The organism is Bradyrhizobium diversitatis (assembly GCF_016031635.1).
GTDB lineage: Bacteria > Pseudomonadota > Alphaproteobacteria > Rhizobiales > Xanthobacteraceae > Bradyrhizobium > Bradyrhizobium diversitatis.
In genome coordinates this window covers 191,361-210,382 of the sequence record NZ_JACEGD010000003.1, presented here as the reverse complement: position 1 = coordinate 210,382, position 19,022 = coordinate 191,361, and the positions used below count along the sequence as shown (strand labels likewise).

Genomic DNA, 19,022 nt, shown 5'->3' with positions numbered 1-19,022 from the left:
CGGGTCAACTATAATTCCACTCGAAACGCCTCAGGTGCCGCCATGAAAGCCATCCTCTGCTCGCAATATTGCCAGCCCGACGATCTCGTTCTGGCCGAGGTGCCGGATCCGGTGGCCGGTCCCGGCGAAGCCGTGATCGCGATCAAGGCGGCGGCGCTGAACTTCTTCGACATCCTGATGATCCAGGGCAAGTACCAGATCAAGCCGCCGTTCCCGTTCTCGCCGGCTGCGGAAGTCGCCGGCGTGATCGAGAGCATCGGCCCCGGCGTGACCGATCTGAAAGTCGGCGACCGCGTCGTCGCATCCTGCGGCCACAACGGCGCGCGCGAGAAGATCGCGCTGCCGGCGGCATCGATCGTGAAGATCCCCGACAATCTCGACTACGACCGCGCGGCCGGCATCATCATCATCTACGGCACCGCGCTGCATGCGCTGGAAGATCGCGCGAGCCCGAAGCCGGGCGAGACGCTCGCGGTGCTCGGCGCAGCCGGCGGCACCGGCCTCGCCGCCTGCGAACTCGGCAAGCTGATGGGCCTGAAGGTGATCGCCTGCGCCTCGTCGGACGAGAAGCTGGAATTCGCGAAAGCGCATGGCGCCGAGCTGACGCTGAACTACGGCAAGGAAGATCTGAAGGAAGGCCTGCGCAAGCTCACCGGCGGCAAGGGCGTCGACATCATCTTCGATCCGGTTGGTGGCGCTTACGCCGAGCAGGCGCTGCGCTCGATCGCCTGGGAGGGCCGCTTCCTCGTCATCGGCTTTGCCGCCGGCGACATTCCGAAGATGCCGCTGAACCTCGCGCTGCTGAAAGGCTGCGACATCCGCGGCGTGTTCTGGGGCGCCTGGACGAGACTCAACCCGGCCAAGAACCGCGCCAATCTGGAAAAGCTCGTGAAGTGGACGGCGGAGGGCAAGATCTCATCGCATGTCGACCGCACCTTCCCGCTGGCCCAGACCGCGGACGCGCTGAAGGTGCTGGCGGGACGCCAGGCCATGGGCAAGGTGATCCTGCATCCGTGAGGCGGCGTCCATCGCGACGCTGTTTCCGCATACTCAGCTGTCATCGCCCGGCTTCGACCGGGCGATCCAGTATTCCAGAGACTGCAGTGATTGAACCGAGAGGCCGCGGCGTACTGGATTCCCCGCTTGCCGCCTGCGCTAAAGCTTCGGCGCCCCTGGACCTCAACCCCGGCGAAGCCTTGGCGTAGCCGGGTCGCGGGGAATGACAGCGCGCTCGGGGTAAGCTCAAGCGTCTGCTTCCACTTCCTCCACCCCACGCCGCAGCGCGGCGCGGGCGGCCTCGCGATGCTCGTTCGTGATGTGGCCGGCAACCATGCGGATGGCAGTGGCGAGCACGGCAGCGTCATCGGCGAAGCCGAGCATCGGCATCACGTCCGTGACGAAGTCGAACGGCAGGATGAAGTAGGCAATCGCCCCGAGCAGCGAGGCCTGGACGTGGCGCGGCGTCTGCCGGTCGAACGCACAGTAATAAGCGGCAAGCAGGTCTTCCGCGAACGGCAGGTGCGCGGCGACACGCTTCAGCTTGCGCCAGAAGCGGCGGCGCACGCTCTCGCGATCTTCCGCGAGCCGATCGGCCGGCTCGAAGCCGACGCTGTGCTCGGCAGCCATGCTCAAAAACTCCCCGTTCTGCCGAAGGCGGAGGGTCGTCCCGTCCCGGCTGATCACAAGATGGGGATGCGGCCGATCCCTGCAAGACGTCAGCCAAGTATCCGTCAAGTGTCAGCCTGCGATGGCGTTCATCGCCTTGGCCAGCGCGATATCGCGCGTGGTGACGCCGCCGGCGTCGTGGGTCGACAGCACCACCTCCACCGTCTTGTAGACGTTGCGCCATTCGGGGTGGTGATCCATCTTCTCGGCCACCAGCGCGGCGCGGGTCATGAAGCCGAACGCCTCGTTGAAATCCCTAAAGACGAAGATCTTCCCGATGGCGTCGCGGCCTTGGACCTCACTCCAGTCCGGTAGTCCGCCCAGCGCCTGCCTGCGCTCCTCCGCCGAGAGCCGTTCTGCCATGATCGTCTCCTTGCCTTTTGGGGGGAACTTTACTCTAACACCGCGCCGCCGCCCGGGTTCATACGGGATTTCCTGCGTCCGCTAACCATGACGGAGATGTAACCCCGCCGGACAAAGAAATTTGCTACAATTGCAACGGTAGATCGCCGGCCAAGATGAAACTGAGCCTGAAGCGCCTGTTTGGGAGATCGATGACCGGGGGATTGGACCTGGCCGAAGCGCCCCCTCCGCCTTCGCCGCGATCGGCGGCGCGGAAGACGGCCCTCGTGTCCCTGGCACTCGTGCTTGCGATCGTGGGCGCGCTCGCCGGCGGGTATTACTTCGCGATGCGTCCGGTGACGCTCAAGATCGCGGTCGGCCCTGCCAACAGCGATGACATCAAGGTCGTGCAGGCGCTGACGCAGGCCTTCACCCAGACCAAGGCTCAGGTACGGCTGCGGCCGTTCCAGACCGACGGCGCCACGGCGAGCGCCGACGCGCTCGCGGAAGGCAAGGTCGATCTCGCCATCGTGCGCGGCGACGTCGACGTGCCCAAGAACGCGCAAGCGGTCGCGACCCTGCGCAAGAACGTCGTGGTGCTGTGGTCCGTCCCGGGCAAAGGCAAGAAGCGGGGCGCGAAGATCACCAAGATCTCGCAGCTCGCCGGCCATCGCGTCGGCGTGGTCGGCCGCACCCAGGCCAACGTCAATCTGCTCAAGGTGATCCTCCAGCAATACGGCATCGATCCCGCCAAGGTCGAGATCGTGCAGTTCCCGGCGAACGAAGCCGCCGAGGCGATCAAGGCGCAGAAGGCCGACGTCTATCTCGCGGCCGGCCCCGTCAACAGCAAGATCACGTCGGATGCGATCGCCGCCTCCACCAAGGATTTCGGGGCGCCCACCTTCCTCGCAATCGATTCGGCGGATGCGATCGCGCAAAACCATCCGGTCTACGAAGCGTCCGAGATTCCCGCCGGCACCTATGGCGGCTCGCCTGCCCGCCCGGAGGACGAGGTGAAGACCATCAGCTTTTCGCACCACATCGTGGCGCGCAAGGGCGTGGCCGAAACCACCATTGCGGCGTTCACGCGCCAGCTCTTCGCCGTTCGCCAGCAACTGGTCACGGAATTTCCGCTCGCGGCGAAGATCGAAACGCCCGATACCGACAAGGATGCGGTGATCCCGGTGCACCCAGGTGCGGCCGCCTTCGTCGACGGCGAGGAAAAGACCTTTCTCGACAAATACAGCGACTACATCTGGTGGAGCCTGATGGCACTTTCGGCCATGGGCTCGATCGGCGCCTGGTTCGCCGGATACCTGAAGAAGGACGAGCGCGACAGCAACAATCATCAGCGCGAACGCCTGCTTGACATGATCGCCGCGGCGCGCAAGTGCGAGACGGCCGAAGAGCTCGACCAGATGCAGACCGAGGCTGACGACATCCTGCGCGATACGCTGCGCTGCTACGATCACGGCGCGATCGAGGAAGGCGCACTCACCGCCTTCAACATCGCACTCGACCAGTTCCATTCTGCGGTCGCCGACCGCAAGGCATTGCTGATGAGCCTGCCGCAGAACCTGCAGCGCGCCGGCGCGCAGTTCAGGGCCGCCGGCAACGCGTAGGCGCTTGCCGGCGTAATGGCTGCGTCACATTGTCTCAATATAACTCGCACCGTCATTCCGGAGCGCGCAGCGCGAATCCGGAATGACGGTGTGAGAGGCGCACAAGCCAGTCAGCGAACCATCCTTCATGAACATCAAATTCTCCCGCCGCCGCTTCCTCGCCACCAGCGCCGGTGCGCTCGGCACGATGGCAATGCCGTATCTCTCGCGCGCGGCCGATCGGCCGGCGGTCACTCATGGCGTGCAGTCTGGCGACGTCACCGTCGATGGCGGTGTGGTGTGGGCGCGTACCGACCGGCCGGCACAGATGCTGGTCGAGGTGGCGACGACTGATACGTTCAGGGACGCCCGCGCGCTGCCGCCGATCGCCGCGCTGCCCGAGAGCGACTTCACGGCAAAAATGTTGCTGGAGAATCTGCCGGGTGGCCAGGACATCTTTTACCGCGTCCGCTTCCGCGATCTCTCGCACAGCGCGGTCGAGGGCGAGCCGTTGGTCGGCCGCTTCCGCACCGCGCCGGCCGACCGCCGCGACGTCAGCTTCGTCTGGGGCGGCGATGTCGCCGGCCAGGGCTGGGGCATCAATCCCGATGACGGCGGCATGTTCACCTTTTCGGCGATGCGCAAACACCGGCCGGATTTCTTCCTGCATTCCGGCGACACGATCTATGCCGACGGTCCCATCCAATCCGAGGTGAAGCTCGCCGACGGCAAGATCTGGAAGAACGTCACGATCCCGGAGAAGGCCAAGGTCGCGGAGACGCTGGACGAGTACCGCGCCGCGCACAAATACAATCTCACCGACGCGAACCTTCAAGCCTTCAATGCCGAAGTGCCGATCTTCGTGCAGTGGGACGACCACGAGGTGACCAACAACTGGTCGCTGTCGAAGGAGCTGCCGGCCGCCTACAAGGTGCGGGACATCTCGCTGCTCGCGGCCCGCGCGGGGCGCGCCTTCCACGAGATGTACCCGATGCGGGAAAGCATCGTGGAGCCCGGCCGGGTCTATCGCCAGATCCCCTACGGCCCGCATCTCGACGTGTTCGTGCTCGACGAGCGCAGCTATCGCGGCCCGAACGGGCCCAATATCGAGACCGCCTACGGCCCCGCCAACTACTTTCTCGGCCCGGATCAGATCGCCTGGCTCAAGCGCGGCCTCCTCAATTCGCGCGCGACATGGAAGGTGATCGCGTCAGACATGCCGATCAGCCTGATTGTCTCGGATACGCCGAAGGGAGGCTCGGAAGCCATTGCACAGGGCGACGGTCCGGTGCGTGGTCGCGAGTTCGAGATCGCCGACATCCTCCGCTTCATCAAGATGGCGCCGATCACTAACACGGTGTGGCTGACCGCGGACGTGCATTACGCCGCCGCGCATTATTACGATCCGAACAAGGCGCAATTCCAGGAGTTCGAGCCGTTCTGGGAATTCGTGTCGGGTCCGCTGCACGCTGGTACGTTCGGTCCGAACGCGCTCGACAACACCTTTGGCCCCGAGGTTCGCTTCGTCAAGGCGCCGGGCAAGGACAGCCAGAACCTGCCGCCGTCCGCCGGCATGCAGTTCTTCGGCCACGTCGAGATCGACGGCGCCTCGGGTCAAATGACGGTGACCCTGCGCGACCGCGCCGACGTGGCGCTGTGGTCGACCACGCTCGATCCGAAGCAAGGCTGATTGCTAAAGCGCGATGCGATGAGGATGAATCGTCATCGCGCTTTAGGTTGTTGGTCAAGCATGATCTTTTCGGAAAACCGCTGCGCACTTTTCCGGATCATGCTTCAATTGGCGGCGCGTAGCTTGAGCGCCGCTTCCAGCGCATCGCTCGAACACGGTTTCTGCAACCGCGGCCGGCCCGCCAGTTCGGGCGGAATGCGCGCCTCGGCGCCATAGCCGGTGACGAAAACGAACGGAACCTCCAGCGCGATCAACCGCTCGGCGACCGCAAAGCTGGTCTCGCGGATCAGTTCGACATCGAGCAGCGCGAAGTCGGGCGTACGCTTCGCAATGGCGTCCAGCGCCTGCGTCACCGAACCGACGGTCCGCACGCCGGTCACACCAAATCCGAGCAGACGGTCCTCGAAATCGATTGCGATGATCGGATCGTCCTCGACGATCAGAACATCGGCCGGCCAACCTGAGCCGTTGGGAAGTACGGGTGCCATGATCGCATCTTGCGTTGGGGTTTTAGGATCAGGACTGCCGCGACACGATGCCTGCGCGTAGCGCATCGGGGGTTCCCGGAACGAAACTCACCACATCATCGTTGTCCAGTCTGTCCACTTGTGCACACAGGGGAAGCGCGGAACTCGGTAAGGTGGGGGAAGGGACGGGAGTTTCACGATGGATGCGCGTATCGGCAAGGTCACCGAGGTCGAGAGCCGGCCGGCCAACAATCTGCTGCGGCGTCTGAGCCAGGCCGACTATGCTCTCCTTGCGCCGCACGTGACCTTCGAGGACTCCGCAGCGGGCCAATTGCTCTATAATCCCGGCGATGACGTGCAGGTCGTCCACTTCCCCTGCGGGCCGTCGCTCGCGACCTTCCTCGTCCCCAACGAGGACGGCCGCGACGTCGAAACCATTCTGGTCGGCCGCGAAGGCGCGGTAGGCGGCATCGTTAGCGAGGGATTTCTGCCGGCCTATACGCGGATCTGCGTGAAGTTCGGCGGGCCGTTTGCGCGTATTCACGTTGCCAAGCTGGAAGCGGCCAAGCTGCGCTCGGCGTCGCTGCGCAATATCTTCGCCCGCTATGCCGATTGCTTGCTGGCCCAGATCTTCCAGTCGACCGCCTGCAACGCGATCCACTCGATAGAGCAGCGCACCGCCAAATGGATCCTGGCGGCGATGGAGCGGACCGGCGACGAGACCAGCGTGCCGCTGACCCACGAACAACTCGCGACGTTGCTCGGGGTCGGGCGCAGCTATGCCAGCCGCGTGCTTCAGTCGTTCAAGGCGGAGCGAATTCTCGACACGAGGCGCGGCTCGATCCTGGTCCGCAACCGCGATGGCCTGAAGCTTCGCGCCTGCCTGTGCAACGATGCCGTGAAAATGCATTTCGAGGAGGTGCTGCGCGGGGTTTATCCAACCGAGGAGCGGGAGGCGGGGTAGAGGCACTTGCTTTCTTCCTTCTCCCCTTGTGGGAGAAGGTGGCGCGAAGCGCCGGATGGGGGTTCTCTCCGCGAGTCCCACGGTTGTTGAATTCGCGGAGAGATACCCCTCACCCAAATGAGCGTGTGGCAAATAGCGGAGCTGCCCTCTCCCACAAGGGGAGAGGGCACAAATATGTGCCGCGCGCTTCTCAACATCTGCCATGCTATAATATCCCCCGCATGGGCGGGGCTTTCCTTCACACTCTGTTCGATATCGCGGCGTGGCTGGCGGCGGCTGCCGCCGTCTATTGGCTGGCGCGACAGGGCCTGCAGTTTCCGGCGCAATCCTTCGAGCTGCCCTATATCGCCGCGCTGGTGTTCGGCGCCGGAATTGGCGCCTATCTGTTCGGCTCTGCCAATCTGTGGCTGTCGGGTCAGAGCGGCATCGCGCGCTCGGTCGAGGGCGCGCTGGCCGGCGGCACCGTGGCGATCGAGCTCTACAAATGGTCCGCAGGCATCGCGGTGCGAACCGGCGCCCGGTTTGCGCTGCCGCTGGCGCTCGGCATCGCGATCGGCCGCCTTGGATGCTATTTCGCGGGCCTCGACGACTTCACCTACGGCACGCCGACGGCGCTGCCTTTCAGCCACGATTTCGGCGACGGCGTCCTTCGCCATCCGGTCCAGCTCTACGAGAGTGCAGCCATGGCCGCCTTCGCGCTTGTCTATCTGCGGGCGGTCTTGAACCGAAACGCCTTCACCATCACCAACGGTTTCTACCTGGTTCTCGCCTATTATGGAGCGCAGCGCTTCCTATGGGAATTCCTCAAGCCCTACGGCACGCTGATCGGTCCTTTCACGCTGTTTCACCTGCTGTCGCTGTCCATCCTGCTCTACGCCGCATTCATGCTGGCGACGGCAGCCAAAGCGAGATCCCTGCATGAACGCGCCGTTGCGTAAGTCGCGTCCCTACATCTTCTGGGGCCAGACCCAATCCCTTTGCGAGACCTGCCTGAAGCTGGTGCCGACCAAGATCCAGATTCAGGGCAACGAAGTCTGGTACGAAAAGCGCTGCAGGGAGCACGGCACTCAGTCGACGCTAGTGTCGACGGATGCAGCCTATTGGCGGCTGTGCAAGGATTTCATCAAGCCGGGCGACCGGCCGCTGCAAGTCCAGCACCGCACGGAATTCGGCTGCCCCTATGATTGCGGCCTCTGTCCCGATCACGAGCAGCATTCCTGCCTGGCGCTGATCGAGATCACCGAGCACTGCAATCTCACTTGCCCGGTCTGCTTTGCCGAATCCTCGCCGGCACGAACCAAGTTCACTCCGCTCGCGACGGTGGAAAAGATGCTCGATGCGCTGGTCGCGAGCGAGGGCGAGCCGGATCTCGTGCAGATATCCGGCGGCGAGCCGACGCTGCATCCTGATTTCTTCGAGATCCTGGACGCCGTGCGCGCCCGCCCGATCCGCCACGTCATGATCAACACCAACGGCCTGCGCATCGCCCGCGAGAAGGACTTCGTGGCACGGCTCGCCGAGAACAGGCGCGGGCTGGAGGTCTATCTCCAGTTCGATTCGCTGCAGCGCGATGCGCTGATCAACCTGCGCGGCGCGGATTTGCGCAAGATCCGCCGGCAGGCGCTGGAAAATCTCGAGCATTACGGCATCTCGACCACGCTGGTCGCGACCATCAAGCGCGGCGTCAACGACGCCGAGATCGGCAACATCGTCCGCCATGCCCTCACCTGGAAGTGCGTTCGCGGCGTCACGCTGCAGCCGGTCCAGGATGCCGGCCGCAACGAGAATTTCGACAAAAATACCGACCGCATCATGCTGTCGGAGATCCGCAAGCGCGTCATCGAGACCGGCGTGTTCGGCGACAAGGACATGATCCCGCTGCCCTGCAACCCCGAGAGCATCTCGATCGGCTACGGCCTGCGCAGCGGCGAGAAGGTATTGCCGCTGACGTCGCTGATCCCGCAGGAGCAGCTCGTTGCAGTGATGCCCAACACCATCAGCCCGGAAAAATATCCGATGCTGCGGGAAAAATTCCAGGAGAAATTCTTGGACCTGTTCTCGCTGTCGTCGGGCCCGCTCAACACTTCCGAGCGCGTCTGCGAACTCTTGTGCTGCCTGCCGAGCTTCGAGGTGCCGCAGGGCCTCACTTACGAAAACGTCTTCCGCGTCACCATCGTGCAGTTCCTCGATCGCTTCAATTTCTGCGTCGGCAACGTCAAGCGCAGCTGCATCCATTTCGTGACGGAGCAGGGCGCGATCATTCCGTTCGACACGTACAACCTGTTCTACCGGAACGGACAGATCGACGGCATCCGCGCCGGGTTGGCCGCTCAGGCGGCCGACGGAGCCTTGCAGGCATGAGCATCAGCGACGCACCGCCGCCTGCGCCTCCCGTTCCGCCGACGCCTCCGCCGCCAGCGCAAAAGCGCAGCGGCTGCCTGACCGCGCTCATGGCGATGTTCGGGATCTTCATGCTGCTCCCGGGTGCCTGCGCGCTGCTGTTCGGAGGAGTGTCGGTGTTCGAGGATGGCAATATCGCCTCCGACATCGCTCCGCTGGTCTTCCTTGGGCTGGTCGTCGGGATCGGGGGCGTTGCCCTGATCTGGGCCGCCATCAGGGGCCGAAAGGCCCCGGCTCACCCAGGAACCCGGCCCTAAGCCCCGGGAATTCCCGGACAAAATTCAGTCAACCAACGGCCAAAGAACACATTGTTTTTTGGCCGTTTTTGCATATATTGCGCCGCAACGCGCAGGGTGCCCGGTCGATATGGCCGGGCTTCCCTTTTGGGCGGCGAGCGCCCGTTTCCAGTCTTCCAGCGTTGTTTCGAGAAGAGGTCCCGGTCCGACCGGCGAGATCGCGCTTAACCCATTGTTCGAACGCAAAGAAGCTCTCCCATGAACCTCCGCAACGTCGCCATCATCGCCCACGTCGACCACGGAAAGACGACCCTGGTCGACAAGCTCCTCCAGCAGTCCGGCACGTTCCGCGAGAACCAGAAGGTGACCGATCGTGCCATGGACTCCAACGACCTGGAGCGTGAGCGCGGCATCACCATTCTGGCCAAGGCAGCCTCGGTGCAGTGGAAGGACACCCGCATCAACATCGTCGACACCCCCGGCCACGCCGATTTCGGCGGCGAGGTCGAGCGCATCCTCAACATGGTGGACGGCGCCCTGGTGCTGGTCGACGCCGCCGAAGGCCCGCTGCCGCAGACCAAGTTCGTGGTGTCCAAGGCGCTCAAGGTCGGCCTGAAGCCGATCGTCGTCATCAACAAGGTCGATCGTCCCGATGCGCGGCCGACCGAGGTCATCAACGAGGTGTTCGACCTGTTCGCGGCGCTCGATGCCAGCGAGGAGCAGCTCGACTTCCCGATCCTCTACGGATCGGCGAAGCAGGGCTGGATGGCCGATAGCCCGGAGGGTCCGAAGGACAAGGGCATGGAGCCGCTGTTCGACCTGATCCTGCGCCACGTCGCGCCGCCGAAGGTCGAGGAAGGTCCTTTCCGGATGATCGGCACCATCCTCGAAGCCAATCCCTATCTCGGCCGCATCATCACCGGTCGCATCTCGTCCGGCGTGCTCAAGCCGAACCAGCAGGTCAAGGTGCTGAACGCCGAGGGCAAGCTGGTCGAGTCCGGACGCATCACCAAGATCCTGGCATTCCGCGGCCTCGAGCGCACCCCGCTCGATGAAGCCGAAGCCGGCGACATCGTCGCCATCGCGGGCCTCACCAAGGGCACCGTCGCCGACACCTTCTGCGATCCGACCGTCGAAGTGCCGCTGCCGGCGCAGCCGATCGATCCGCCGACCGTGTCGATGTCGTTCATCGTCAACAACTCCCCGCTTGCCGGCACCGAAGGCGACAAGGTGACGAGCCGCATGATCCGTGACCGTCTGTTGCGCGAAGCCGAGGGCAACGTCGCGCTGCGTGTGGTCGAAGCCGCCGACAAGGACGCGATGGAAGTCTCGGGCCGCGGCGAATTGCAGCTCGCGATCCTGATCGAGACCATGCGCCGCGAAGGCTTCGAGCTCTCGGTGTCGCGTCCGCGCGTCGTCTACCAGAAGGACGAAGCGACCGGCGCCACCATGGAGCCGATCGAGGAGGTCGTGATCGACGTCGACGAGGAGCATTCCGGCGTCGTCGTGCAGAAGATGAGCGAGCGCAAATCCGAGCTGATTGAGATGAAGCCCTCGGGCGGCAATCGTCAGCGCCTGGTGTTCTACGCGCCCACCCGCGGCCTGATCGGCTACCAGGGCGAGCTGCTCACCGATACCCGCGGGACCGCGATCATGAACCGCCTGTTCCACGGTTACGCCCCCTACAAGGGCGAAATCCAGGGCCGCCGCAACGGCGTCCTGATCTCGAATGACCAGGGCGAGGCAGTGGCTTACGCCATGTTCAAGCTGGAAGATCGCGGCCCGATGATGATCGAGCCGGGCTGGAAGGTCTACAAGGGCATGATCGTCGGCGAGCACACCCGCGACAACGATCTCGAGATCAACGTGCTCAAGGGCAAGCAGCTCACCAACATCCGCACGACCTCGAAGGACGAAGCGGTGCGCCTGACCCCGCCGATCCGCATGACGCTGGAAAAGGCGCTCGCCTATATCGAGGACGACGAGCTCGTCGAGGTGACCCCGAAGTCGATCCGCCTGCGCAAGAAGCACCTCGACCCCAACGAGCGCAAGCGCGCGGAAAAGGCCAAGGAAGCGGTGGCCTAAGAGTTACCCCCGGCTTCGCCCGGCGCGTCCTCGCCGCGACCGATGAGGTCGATCGTCGGTGTCCCGTCGGAAAGATCGACCGCGTCGCGCAGAGCCGCAAGATGCGGCGCCTTCCAAGTATCGGGCTTCCGGTCGACATTCCAATAGGCGGTGTGGGTGAAGAAGTCCGCACCGCCGGCCAATTTCGTCGAGACCGGCAGGTCGACGATGTGCCGGCCGAAGATCGGGGCTAACGGCCCGCCGATCGCGTCGCCCCAGAAGATCTGTTCGATCGGAAAGTAGATATTGGTCCAGCGCGTCAACCCGAACAGCGCACCGTGGTGGATCTGCCGTATCTTCTTCCTCGGATTGTCGAAGGCAAGCAAGCCATCCTGCTGGAGCCGCTTCGGCGGACAAGTCGGAAACTCGCGCTCCTCGACACGACGCCTGAAATCTGCGCGCAACCTTTCGTGTCCTGTCTTCTCGGCGGCATCAGGCTCCTTTGCCTCCTCGCACATCAGGAAATAAGCGTGGGACAGGGCGCTCCCGAGCGTGACGAAGTCGGTTACCAGCCAGCTCTTGAAATGCCGCTGTTCGACAGGCCGCCTGACGGTCACATCGGCGATGTTCGCGATCAACTGCCGTGCCTTGCGGCGGAGCTCCACTTTCTCCTCATGGGTGGCCATTTTCTCGGGCTGCCACGGCGCACCATCGACGTCCAAAAACTCCTGGCCGAGCAGTGTGATCGGCGGCAACTCGTCGCAAATCCTGCTGAAATAGGCCCGCAGCATATCGTAAGCGACGACAGTGCCCAGGCTGTGGGCGACGACGACAATACGGTCGTATCGGCCGCTATCATGCAGGCGCGCCAGCGTATCCACGGCCTCCTTCCGGATGGCCCGGCGAACGGCGACATTGGCCGGCGAGCCGCGGAAATAGCGCGCGGCATCGCCGAGATAAGGCTGGAGGAATGCACCGTTGGCGGCGAGATAGATGCCGATCACACCAAACGCGATGGGGGCGCTCCAGGGCGAATTCAGTCCCCAGGGCCATGCCCTGAGCACGGTTTCGGCTAGTGATCTGTCGTACCAGTGCTGATCGGCCCAGATGAAGGCAAGGGACACGAGCAGCGAGACCGCGAGTGTGCGCCAGAACGCACGCAATCCCTGCTGTCCCATCACAAGGTACGTCGCCAGCAAAGCATCCAAGGTCGGAAGACCGATCAGCGTCAAGACCTCGGCACCATCGAGGACTCCGTTTCCGCCGGGGAAGGCACCCTCAAGCCACAGATAGCCGAGGCCGGCGGCGAAACCCGCAACGCAGAAGACAGCCAGCCACAGGACGAGACGAAGAGCCTGCCATCTGAGCGCGACGTAGAGGCCGAACACGACGCTGCATAGAAGCAGAAGGAAGGGCGCAATCAGGATATTTTGCGCGCTGGTCTCCGAGAACAGCAACACGCCCCTGAGTGCCAGCACGGCGAACGAGAGGTTCATCAGGCATAGAAAGATGGACACGGCCCACCAGAGCGCGTTCAGCCCAGTTCTCATTACCGGCCCCTTGCGGCACAACTCGTAGAGCCAGAGCAGCACGGCGACCGCCTTGGTCTCGCTCATGAGATGAGCCCAGTAGAGTTCGTGAAAGTCGACCACGCGCTTGTCCGTCGATCCCGGCACTTCGCTGGTCGTCATCACCGTCAGATCGATGTCGACGCCGCTCTTCTCCGGATGCGTCCAGAGCTTGTTTTCCTTGTCGTCGGGATTGCCCTTGTTGCGCCAGACACCGCGGATGACACCGCGCACAGTTTCCAGCGCGCGCTGGCTGCCAATACCGTGAACCACCAGAACTGCGGTTCGCTTGTGCTCTACACCCGAGTCGATGTTTAGCATGGGGAAATCCCTTGAAGAATGGGCGAAAGAGAATACCAAATTGAATACAACCTCGGCACGAAAAACAAGTCGGCTCGGACCGATGCCGCACCGGTCTCCTTCACGAATGTCTGCAATCGGAGACAAGGTGGCGTCCTGGATCCGCGTGCGCTGCGGCAGGTATGCGTCGGCCGCCTTCAGCGCGCTCAGCGAACGTGCTAGAGCCCGCCCATGACCTCCCTCCCCTCCTCCGTCGACGTCGCGATCATCGGTGCCGGTGCCGCCGGCCTCGGCGCGGCGCATGCGCTGGCGGGCTCCGGCCTCTCCGTGATCGTGCTGGAGGCCCGTGACCGGCTCGGCGGCCGGGCCTGGACCGTGCAGGCCTCGCCCGAGGTGACGTTCGACGTCGGCTGCGGCTGGCTTCACTCCGCGGACAAGAACTCCTTCGTGCCGATCGCGCGACAGCTCGATTTCGAGGTCAACAAGGACCTCCCGCCCTGGCGCGAGCGCGCCTTCGGCAATGCCTTTCCGCAGGCGGAGCGCGACGACTTCATGCACGCGATGGACGCGTTCTATGAGCGCCTGTGGAAAGCCGCGCAAAAGGGCAGGGACGAACCCGCGAGCCTGAGCCTCGAGGCCGGCAATCGCTGGAATCCCATGATCGACGCGATCTCGACCTACATCAACGGCTGCGAACTCAAGGACATGTCCACGCTGGACTGGGACGCCTATGAGGACACCGACGCCAATTGGCGCGTTCGTCGCGGCTATGGTGCTCTGATCGCCGCATACGGCGCGCCCTGTCCGGTCGCGCTGAACTGCAACGTCACCCTGATCGATCATTCGAGCCTGCGCATTCGCCTCGAGACATCCCTGGGCACGCTGACCGCGGCCAAGGCGATCGTCACCGTTCCGACCAACCTGATCGCCGAGGAAGCGATCCGCTTCTCGCCGCCGCTCCCCGCCAAGGTCGATGCCGCAGCCGGCCTGCCGCTGGGCGTCGACGACAAGGTGACGCTGGCACTCGATGACGCCGAAGCCTTTCCGAAGGAGGCCAATCTGCGTGGCGCCACCATGCGCACCGACATGGGCACCTACCACATCCGACCGTTCGGCCAGCCCTGCATCGAGGGCTTCTTCGGCGGCAGCTTTGCGCGCGAGCTGGAAGAGGCCGGCGACGGCGCCATTGCCGCGCAGAGCATCGACGAGATCGCTGGCTTCCTCGGCAACGAGATCAGGCGCAAGCTGAGGCCGCTCTGCGAATCCCGCTGGGCCCGCGATCCGCTCGCAAGAGGCTCCTATTCGCATGCGCTGCCGGGTCACGCGGGGGATCGCGCGGTGCTGGCCGCACCGGTGGATGCCCGGCTGTTCTTCGCAGGCGAAGCAACATCGCCGACTTTCTTCACCACGGCGCATGGCGCGCGGGACAGCGGCGAACGGGCGGCAAAGGAAGTGCTGGCCGCGAACGGGAACCGCTAGTCTAGTCTCTAGCCCTTGAATACCTTGTCTCTGTGAAACTTCAGAAAGAGCGCGTTCGGGTAGAACGCTGGGTCGTTTGGGAGATTAATTACGCGACTTGGATTGAGGAGCCGCAGGGCATCGTCTGGAACGTGACGTTCCGCGGTCAGGATCTTGTAGTCATCTCCTATCGAGATAAGGCCCCGATCAAACATCCAGTGTACTGTGCCAGAAAGCGCGACCCCATTGCGAACCGAGTCCGGCCCTTTCTCCGCTACGGGCTGAATGTGCGCCGCCTGAACCTCGGGGCGCCCACCTCCATTGATAAGTCGAAGCCCGGTCATCGCGCATCGATTCTCGTACGCAGCACGAACGTTGTACATGAATGATTTATCGCGAAATGGACGAGAAACTGTCATCTCGATGATCGGGCGCTCAAAGGGAACGTTCGGCTCAGATATTTCGAACTGACGCGCCTGATGGTGCTGCGCCTCCTCACCAAGGATGGGCGCGAAGCCGGCCTTCAATATCTGATCGAACTCAGCATCCGGTATCAACCTAACTGCCCGACCGAAAGCACCCTTGTTGGTGCTTCCATCTGACTTTCTCAGGGAGCTTTCGTAATAGCGGCCACCCTCAGCGAACGGCACCGGTCGATCGAAATCCAAATAATCATCTACGAGAGCGTAATAGTGATCTGCTTTATCCCTGTCTTCAATGAGGTCCACTACGCGAGCGACCCCGAAGTACGATTGCCGTCCGCCGAAGCTCGATAGCTCTACTGTCGTGCGCCTGGGCTCGTAGTAGAGAACATAGTCTCCGACCGCCTGTCGAACCTGATTGAGATACGTACGAGGAAAATGATAACGGACCTCAGGCAGGTCTTTGTACCCAGGAGCTACTTTCGTTGTGAGAACTGCCTTCGACATCCCTTGAACTTTATCGCCCGAGGCTTGCCCTCTTATAGACTAACAGTCGATTCTCAGCACAACCAAAATCATTCGATCACCCGCGCCCGCAGATCGGCATCAGGCACGAAGCAAGCATCGTACTTGCCGAAGATGCGATAGCGGTTGCGCGCGACGAGACTGTAGATCGGGTCCCGCAACGGCTTCGGCACGACGAATAATGCGCGCACCCAGCCCCAGCCGGGGAGTTGCGAAAGCACGGTCAGTGCCGCATCCGACTTCATGAACGCCTCGCCGCCGTGGACGACCGCGTTGGTGTCGGGATCATCCGGATCGATGCCGAACGTGCGCGCAAGCCGAGCCCCATAATCAGACTGGATCGGCGTGAACCGGAACCGTTTCGCCGTGTCGCGCCTGGCGACGAAGCGGACCCAGCGCGAGCAGAAGATGCAGACGCCGTCGAACAGGATCACGTCATCGTCGGGCCACTTGTTCATCAGCGATTGTCCAGCATGAGCAGCGCGACGAGCATCAGCACGATTGCCGGCCCCGTCTTCACCAGCGCGCCGAGCGGCTCGATCCAGAGGTCGGGAGTGAGGATCGCCGCGCCAACCATGTAGCCGAGCGAGGCGACGATGCCCGCGACCAGCCCGATCGCCGCGGTCCGGCGGAAGGCGATCAATACGCCGATGCCCATATCCATCAGGCTGGTGCCGATGGTGATGGGGTCGACGAGCGCGGGCGGGAAGTCATGCGCGCTCAAGATGCCGGCGGCGGCGCGGTAGGACACGAACAGGGCGATGAACCCCGAGACGATCCAGAATGCGACCAGGCTCGCGAAGATCAGCGCCTTGACCAGGAACAGCCGCGCGAACCATTTGTCCTGGATGGTGGCGGGACGGCGCCCTACCACATCCGTCAGCGTCTTCGGCGCGATGCCCGTGGCGGCGATCCAGGCCGCGGGATCGCCTCGCACGCCGCGGCGCAGTTCGGCGATGGCCGTGGAACGCATCGGCGGCATCCAGCCGAGATGATTGGCGAGATCGCCGATCTTCGCGCCGAGATCGAGCATGAAGCGCGGCATCGCGACACGCGGCCAGCCCGCCGTGCCGAACGCGACGCGAAACGGCGCGATGACCCCGGCCATCGTGACCGGTTCCGCCTGCATCAGGTCCCAGCTCACCGCCTTCACGGCGGCATCGTCGGCGTCGCGTGCGGCGAGCCAGGCGATGGTCGCCGAAATATCCTCGACCGCGACGGGCTGGAATGGCGTGGCCATTTCCTTTGCAGGCAAATCGACCGGGAAGGCGGCAAGCGCGCGGAGCATAGCGCTGCCGCCATAGGCTGTCGGCGCGACCACGAAGCCGGGCCGTAGGACGGCACGGGGAATGCCGGAAGCCACGATCAGGCGCTCGGCCTCGCGCTTGGTCGCGGCAAAGGCGGTGCGATCGGTCTCAGCGGTGCCGGGAATCGAGATCTGCACCAGCCGGATCGCGCGGCCGCTGCCGCCGATCGCCTGAAGCAGGCGCGCGACGAAATCGCGATGCACCGCGCTCGTGCTGCTGCCGGGACCATCCTGGAGAACGCCGAGGCAGTTCACCACGACATCGACGGCATGCTCGCCGAGGAGACGCATCAGCGCGGCCACATCGAGCGAGAGGATCGGCCGCTCGATGTCCAGCGCGCTCATTTTCTGCGCCGGCGACAGGCTGCGCGCCACGCCAACGACGCGAAATCCTCGCCCGCGCAGATCGTCGGTGACGAAGCGGCCGATCAGGCCGGAGGCGCCGAGCACCAAAATGGTTCGCTCACTCATCGCTTCTCTCAGAACGGTTTTGCGATCATCAGCCAGAGGATCAGCACGGTCGCCCCGAAGCCGGGGAAGCCGAATGCGAACCAGCGGCGGAATAGCGCATGGTAGCGCTGCGGCAGCGCGCTGCGCTGAGCGGCGGCCTTGCGCGCGAGGTCGCGCATCTCGATCTGCATGAACACGACGGGAATCCAGAACAGGCCGGCGATAGCGTAGAGCGCCAGCGAAGCGAGCAACCAGCCTTCCGCAATCGACGTGGCAGACAACATCATCAACAGGCCGCCGCTGACCGGCTGGAGGATCACCGCCGACAGCGTGAAGATCGCATCCGCAATCACCACCACGGAAGCGGTACGCGCGATGAATTCCACGTCGTGCGTGCGATGCGCCATCAGCATGAAGAAGGCGATGCCGGTTCCTGTGCCGAGGATGACGATGGCGCCAAGCACATGGACGAACTTGACCAGGAAATACAGCGTCATGGCTTCTTTGTCGCCACTGGCTTGGCCGGGTTCAGCGCGCGTTCGAGCGCACTGCCTGCGGCTTTGACGCCGGCTTCGGTCTCGATCATCCAGTGGCCCTCGCTGCCGACGGCGGGCAGGAAGCGCAGGTCGGCGTTGCCACCACTTCCGCGAAATGCATCTGCGAGCTTCTGGGAGAATGCGGGCGCGAAATAGCTGTCATTGGCGGCAACGATCCACGTGACGGGAATGCGCGCCGCCTTGCCGAACTCCGCCGCGGCGGCGAGAAGCGCATGCGGCGCACAGATTCGGTTCGGCTCATCATTGGCATGGCTGCCGCGTCCCGGTGCAAACACTGTGATCGCAGAGATCGCCTTCGGATCGGCATTGGCGAGCGCCAGCGCACCCCATCCGCCGGCGGAATGGCCGATCACGATCGCGGCATCCTTGCGGATGAAATCCTGCTTTCGCAAGAAGCCCAGCGCGAGCGAAATCGCGTCGGCCGTTGCGCGGCCCGAGCGCACATAGTCGGCCTCGTCACATCCGCCCTGATCCTCGACATAGCGGCCGCCCGTCGCACCATGGCCGGGCCGCTCCGGCACCAGCACGGCAAAACCACGCGCGACGAGATAGGCGGCAAGCGGGCGGTATTCCGGCTGCGGCATTTGCGCACGACGCAGCGCGCTCTGCGTCGAGGCGTGCGCGATCACCGCGAGTCGGAACGGACCCGGGCCCGGGGGACGAAACAGGAGAGCATGCGCGGCAAGGTCGGTATCCGGCGCGGGCACCCGCCACGCTTGCCGGCGAAACGGCTCGCTCTCCCCTCCCGAGGAACCAAACGTGACCTCGGCGCACAGAGGGGACGCAGTCAGCAAAGCCAGCAGAGGCAGGAGCGCGATGGTGTTGAGGAGCCGCATGAATTGGCCGAGGGCAAGCGCGAACAGCGCCAGCCAGATTAGTAGGAACGAATCAATTTCGGCCGACTTTCTGCGCTGCCATTGCCGTCCCCTCGCCGCCGAGCCGTAGTTTTGCACCGACGCGCGGCACACGGTTGCGGTTCGAGGCAGCGGCTTGTCCTCTTTCGGTAC

The 19,022-nt window shown here is 63.9% G+C and carries 18 protein-coding genes; 9 read left to right on the top strand and 9 right to left on the bottom strand.

Translation table 11 applies throughout. The annotated features are described in order from the left end of the window. Positions 1–42: 42 nt before the first annotated feature. Positions 43–1,017, top strand: a complete 975-nt coding sequence (locus tag H1B27_RS04005; RefSeq protein WP_061880125.1) for an NADPH:quinone oxidoreductase family protein — start codon at positions 43–45, stop codon at positions 1,015–1,017. A 225-nt stretch (positions 1,018–1,242) separates the two neighbouring features. Here the strand turns inward: H1B27_RS04005 and H1B27_RS04000 are convergent, their stop codons facing one another. Together H1B27_RS04000 and H1B27_RS03995 are read right to left on the bottom strand one after the other, a co-directional pair. Continuing rightward, complete coding sequence (locus tag H1B27_RS04000; RefSeq protein WP_061880124.1) at positions 1,243–1,626, bottom strand: YkvA family protein; 384 nt, start codon at positions 1,624–1,626, stop codon at positions 1,243–1,245. A gap of 111 nt (positions 1,627–1,737) precedes the next feature. Continuing rightward, positions 1,738–2,031 carry a 4a-hydroxytetrahydrobiopterin dehydratase gene (locus tag H1B27_RS03995; protein ID WP_283808227.1) on the bottom strand — a complete coding sequence of 98 codons (294 nt, stop codon included), beginning with the start codon at positions 2,029–2,031 and terminating at the stop codon, positions 1,738–1,740. A 152-nt stretch (positions 2,032–2,183) separates the two neighbouring features. On the opposite strand from H1B27_RS03995, the gene H1B27_RS03990 reads away from it, so the two are divergent. After that, positions 2,184–3,629 carry a TAXI family TRAP transporter solute-binding subunit gene (locus H1B27_RS03990; protein WP_061880122.1) on the top strand — a complete coding sequence of 482 codons (1,446 nt, stop codon included), beginning with the start codon at positions 2,184–2,186 and terminating at the stop codon, positions 3,627–3,629. 127 nt (positions 3,630–3,756) lie between these two features. Further along, entirely contained in the window at positions 3,757–5,298 is a 1,542-nt protein-coding gene (locus H1B27_RS03985; RefSeq protein ID WP_197965075.1) for an alkaline phosphatase D family protein, read from the top strand. 104 nt (positions 5,299–5,402) lie between these two features. Here H1B27_RS03985 and H1B27_RS03980 read toward each other — a convergent pair whose 3' ends face one another. Then, entirely contained in the window at positions 5,403–5,786 is a 384-nt protein-coding gene (locus H1B27_RS03980) for a response regulator (protein ID WP_061880120.1), read from the bottom strand. A gap of 178 nt (positions 5,787–5,964) precedes the next feature. Here H1B27_RS03980 and H1B27_RS03975 point away from each other — a divergent pair, with 178 nt between their 5' ends. The 5 genes from H1B27_RS03975 to typA all read left to right on the top strand — a co-directional run bounded on the left by H1B27_RS03975 (position 5,965) and on the right by typA (position 11,450). Beyond that, positions 5,965–6,729, top strand: a complete 765-nt coding sequence (locus H1B27_RS03975; RefSeq protein ID WP_061880119.1) for a Crp/Fnr family transcriptional regulator — start codon at positions 5,965–5,967, stop codon at positions 6,727–6,729. Positions 6,730–6,950: 221 nt separating this feature from the next. Further along, positions 6,951–7,667, top strand: coding sequence for a prolipoprotein diacylglyceryl transferase family protein (locus H1B27_RS03970; RefSeq protein ID WP_197965074.1), 717 nt, complete (start codon positions 6,951–6,953; stop codon positions 7,665–7,667). Beyond that, positions 7,648–9,090, top strand: coding sequence for a radical SAM protein (locus tag H1B27_RS03965; protein WP_197965073.1), 1,443 nt, complete (start codon positions 7,648–7,650; stop codon positions 9,088–9,090). The genes H1B27_RS03970 and H1B27_RS03965 overlap by 20 nt, the downstream gene beginning before the upstream one ends. Next, complete coding sequence (locus H1B27_RS03960; RefSeq protein ID WP_197965072.1) at positions 9,087–9,386, top strand: hypothetical protein; 300 nt, start codon at positions 9,087–9,089, stop codon at positions 9,384–9,386. Before H1B27_RS03965 ends, H1B27_RS03960 begins: the two co-directional genes overlap by 4 nt. A 237-nt stretch (positions 9,387–9,623) precedes the next feature. Further along, positions 9,624–11,450 carry a translational GTPase TypA gene (typA, locus tag H1B27_RS03955; protein WP_061880115.1) on the top strand — a complete coding sequence of 609 codons (1,827 nt, stop codon included), beginning with the start codon at positions 9,624–9,626 and terminating at the stop codon, positions 11,448–11,450. Here typA and H1B27_RS03950 read toward each other — a convergent pair. Beyond that, the gene (locus tag H1B27_RS03950; RefSeq protein ID WP_197965071.1) at positions 11,447–13,600 is read right to left on the bottom strand and encodes a hypothetical protein; all 2,154 of its coding nucleotides are present in this window, start codon (positions 13,598–13,600) and stop codon (positions 11,447–11,449) included. The genes typA and H1B27_RS03950 overlap by 4 nt on opposite strands. Between H1B27_RS03950 and H1B27_RS03945 the strand changes: the two genes are divergently transcribed. Continuing rightward, positions 13,529–14,776, top strand: coding sequence for a flavin monoamine oxidase family protein (locus H1B27_RS03945; RefSeq protein ID WP_197965070.1), 1,248 nt, complete (start codon positions 13,529–13,531; stop codon positions 14,774–14,776). The two genes, H1B27_RS03950 and H1B27_RS03945, sit on opposite strands and share 72 nt — an antisense overlap. 8 nt (positions 14,777–14,784) lie before the next feature. Here H1B27_RS03945 and H1B27_RS03940 read toward each other — a convergent pair whose 3' ends face one another. The 5 genes from H1B27_RS03940 to H1B27_RS03920 all read right to left on the bottom strand — a co-directional run bounded on the left by H1B27_RS03940 (position 14,785) and on the right by H1B27_RS03920 (position 18,851). Then, complete coding sequence (locus H1B27_RS03940) at positions 14,785–15,684, bottom strand: HNH endonuclease (protein WP_197965069.1); 900 nt, start codon at positions 15,682–15,684, stop codon at positions 14,785–14,787. 68 nt (positions 15,685–15,752) lie between these two features. Further along, complete coding sequence (locus tag H1B27_RS03935) at positions 15,753–16,160, bottom strand: thiol-disulfide oxidoreductase DCC family protein (RefSeq protein ID WP_061880112.1); 408 nt, start codon at positions 16,158–16,160, stop codon at positions 15,753–15,755. After that, complete coding sequence (locus H1B27_RS03930) at positions 16,160–17,479, bottom strand: SDR family oxidoreductase (protein WP_061880111.1); 1,320 nt, start codon at positions 17,477–17,479, stop codon at positions 16,160–16,162. Before H1B27_RS03930 ends, H1B27_RS03935 begins: the two co-directional genes overlap by 1 nt. An 8-nt stretch (positions 17,480–17,487) precedes the next feature. Continuing rightward, entirely contained in the window at positions 17,488–17,955 is a 468-nt protein-coding gene (locus H1B27_RS03925) for a DUF2269 family protein (RefSeq protein ID WP_061880110.1), read from the bottom strand. Then, positions 17,952–18,851 (bottom strand): alpha/beta hydrolase family protein, encoded by a 900-nt coding sequence (locus H1B27_RS03920; protein WP_061880283.1) that lies wholly within the window; start codon positions 18,849–18,851, stop codon positions 17,952–17,954. Before H1B27_RS03920 ends, H1B27_RS03925 begins: the two co-directional genes overlap by 4 nt. Between the last annotated feature and the right edge of the window lie 171 nt (positions 18,852–19,022).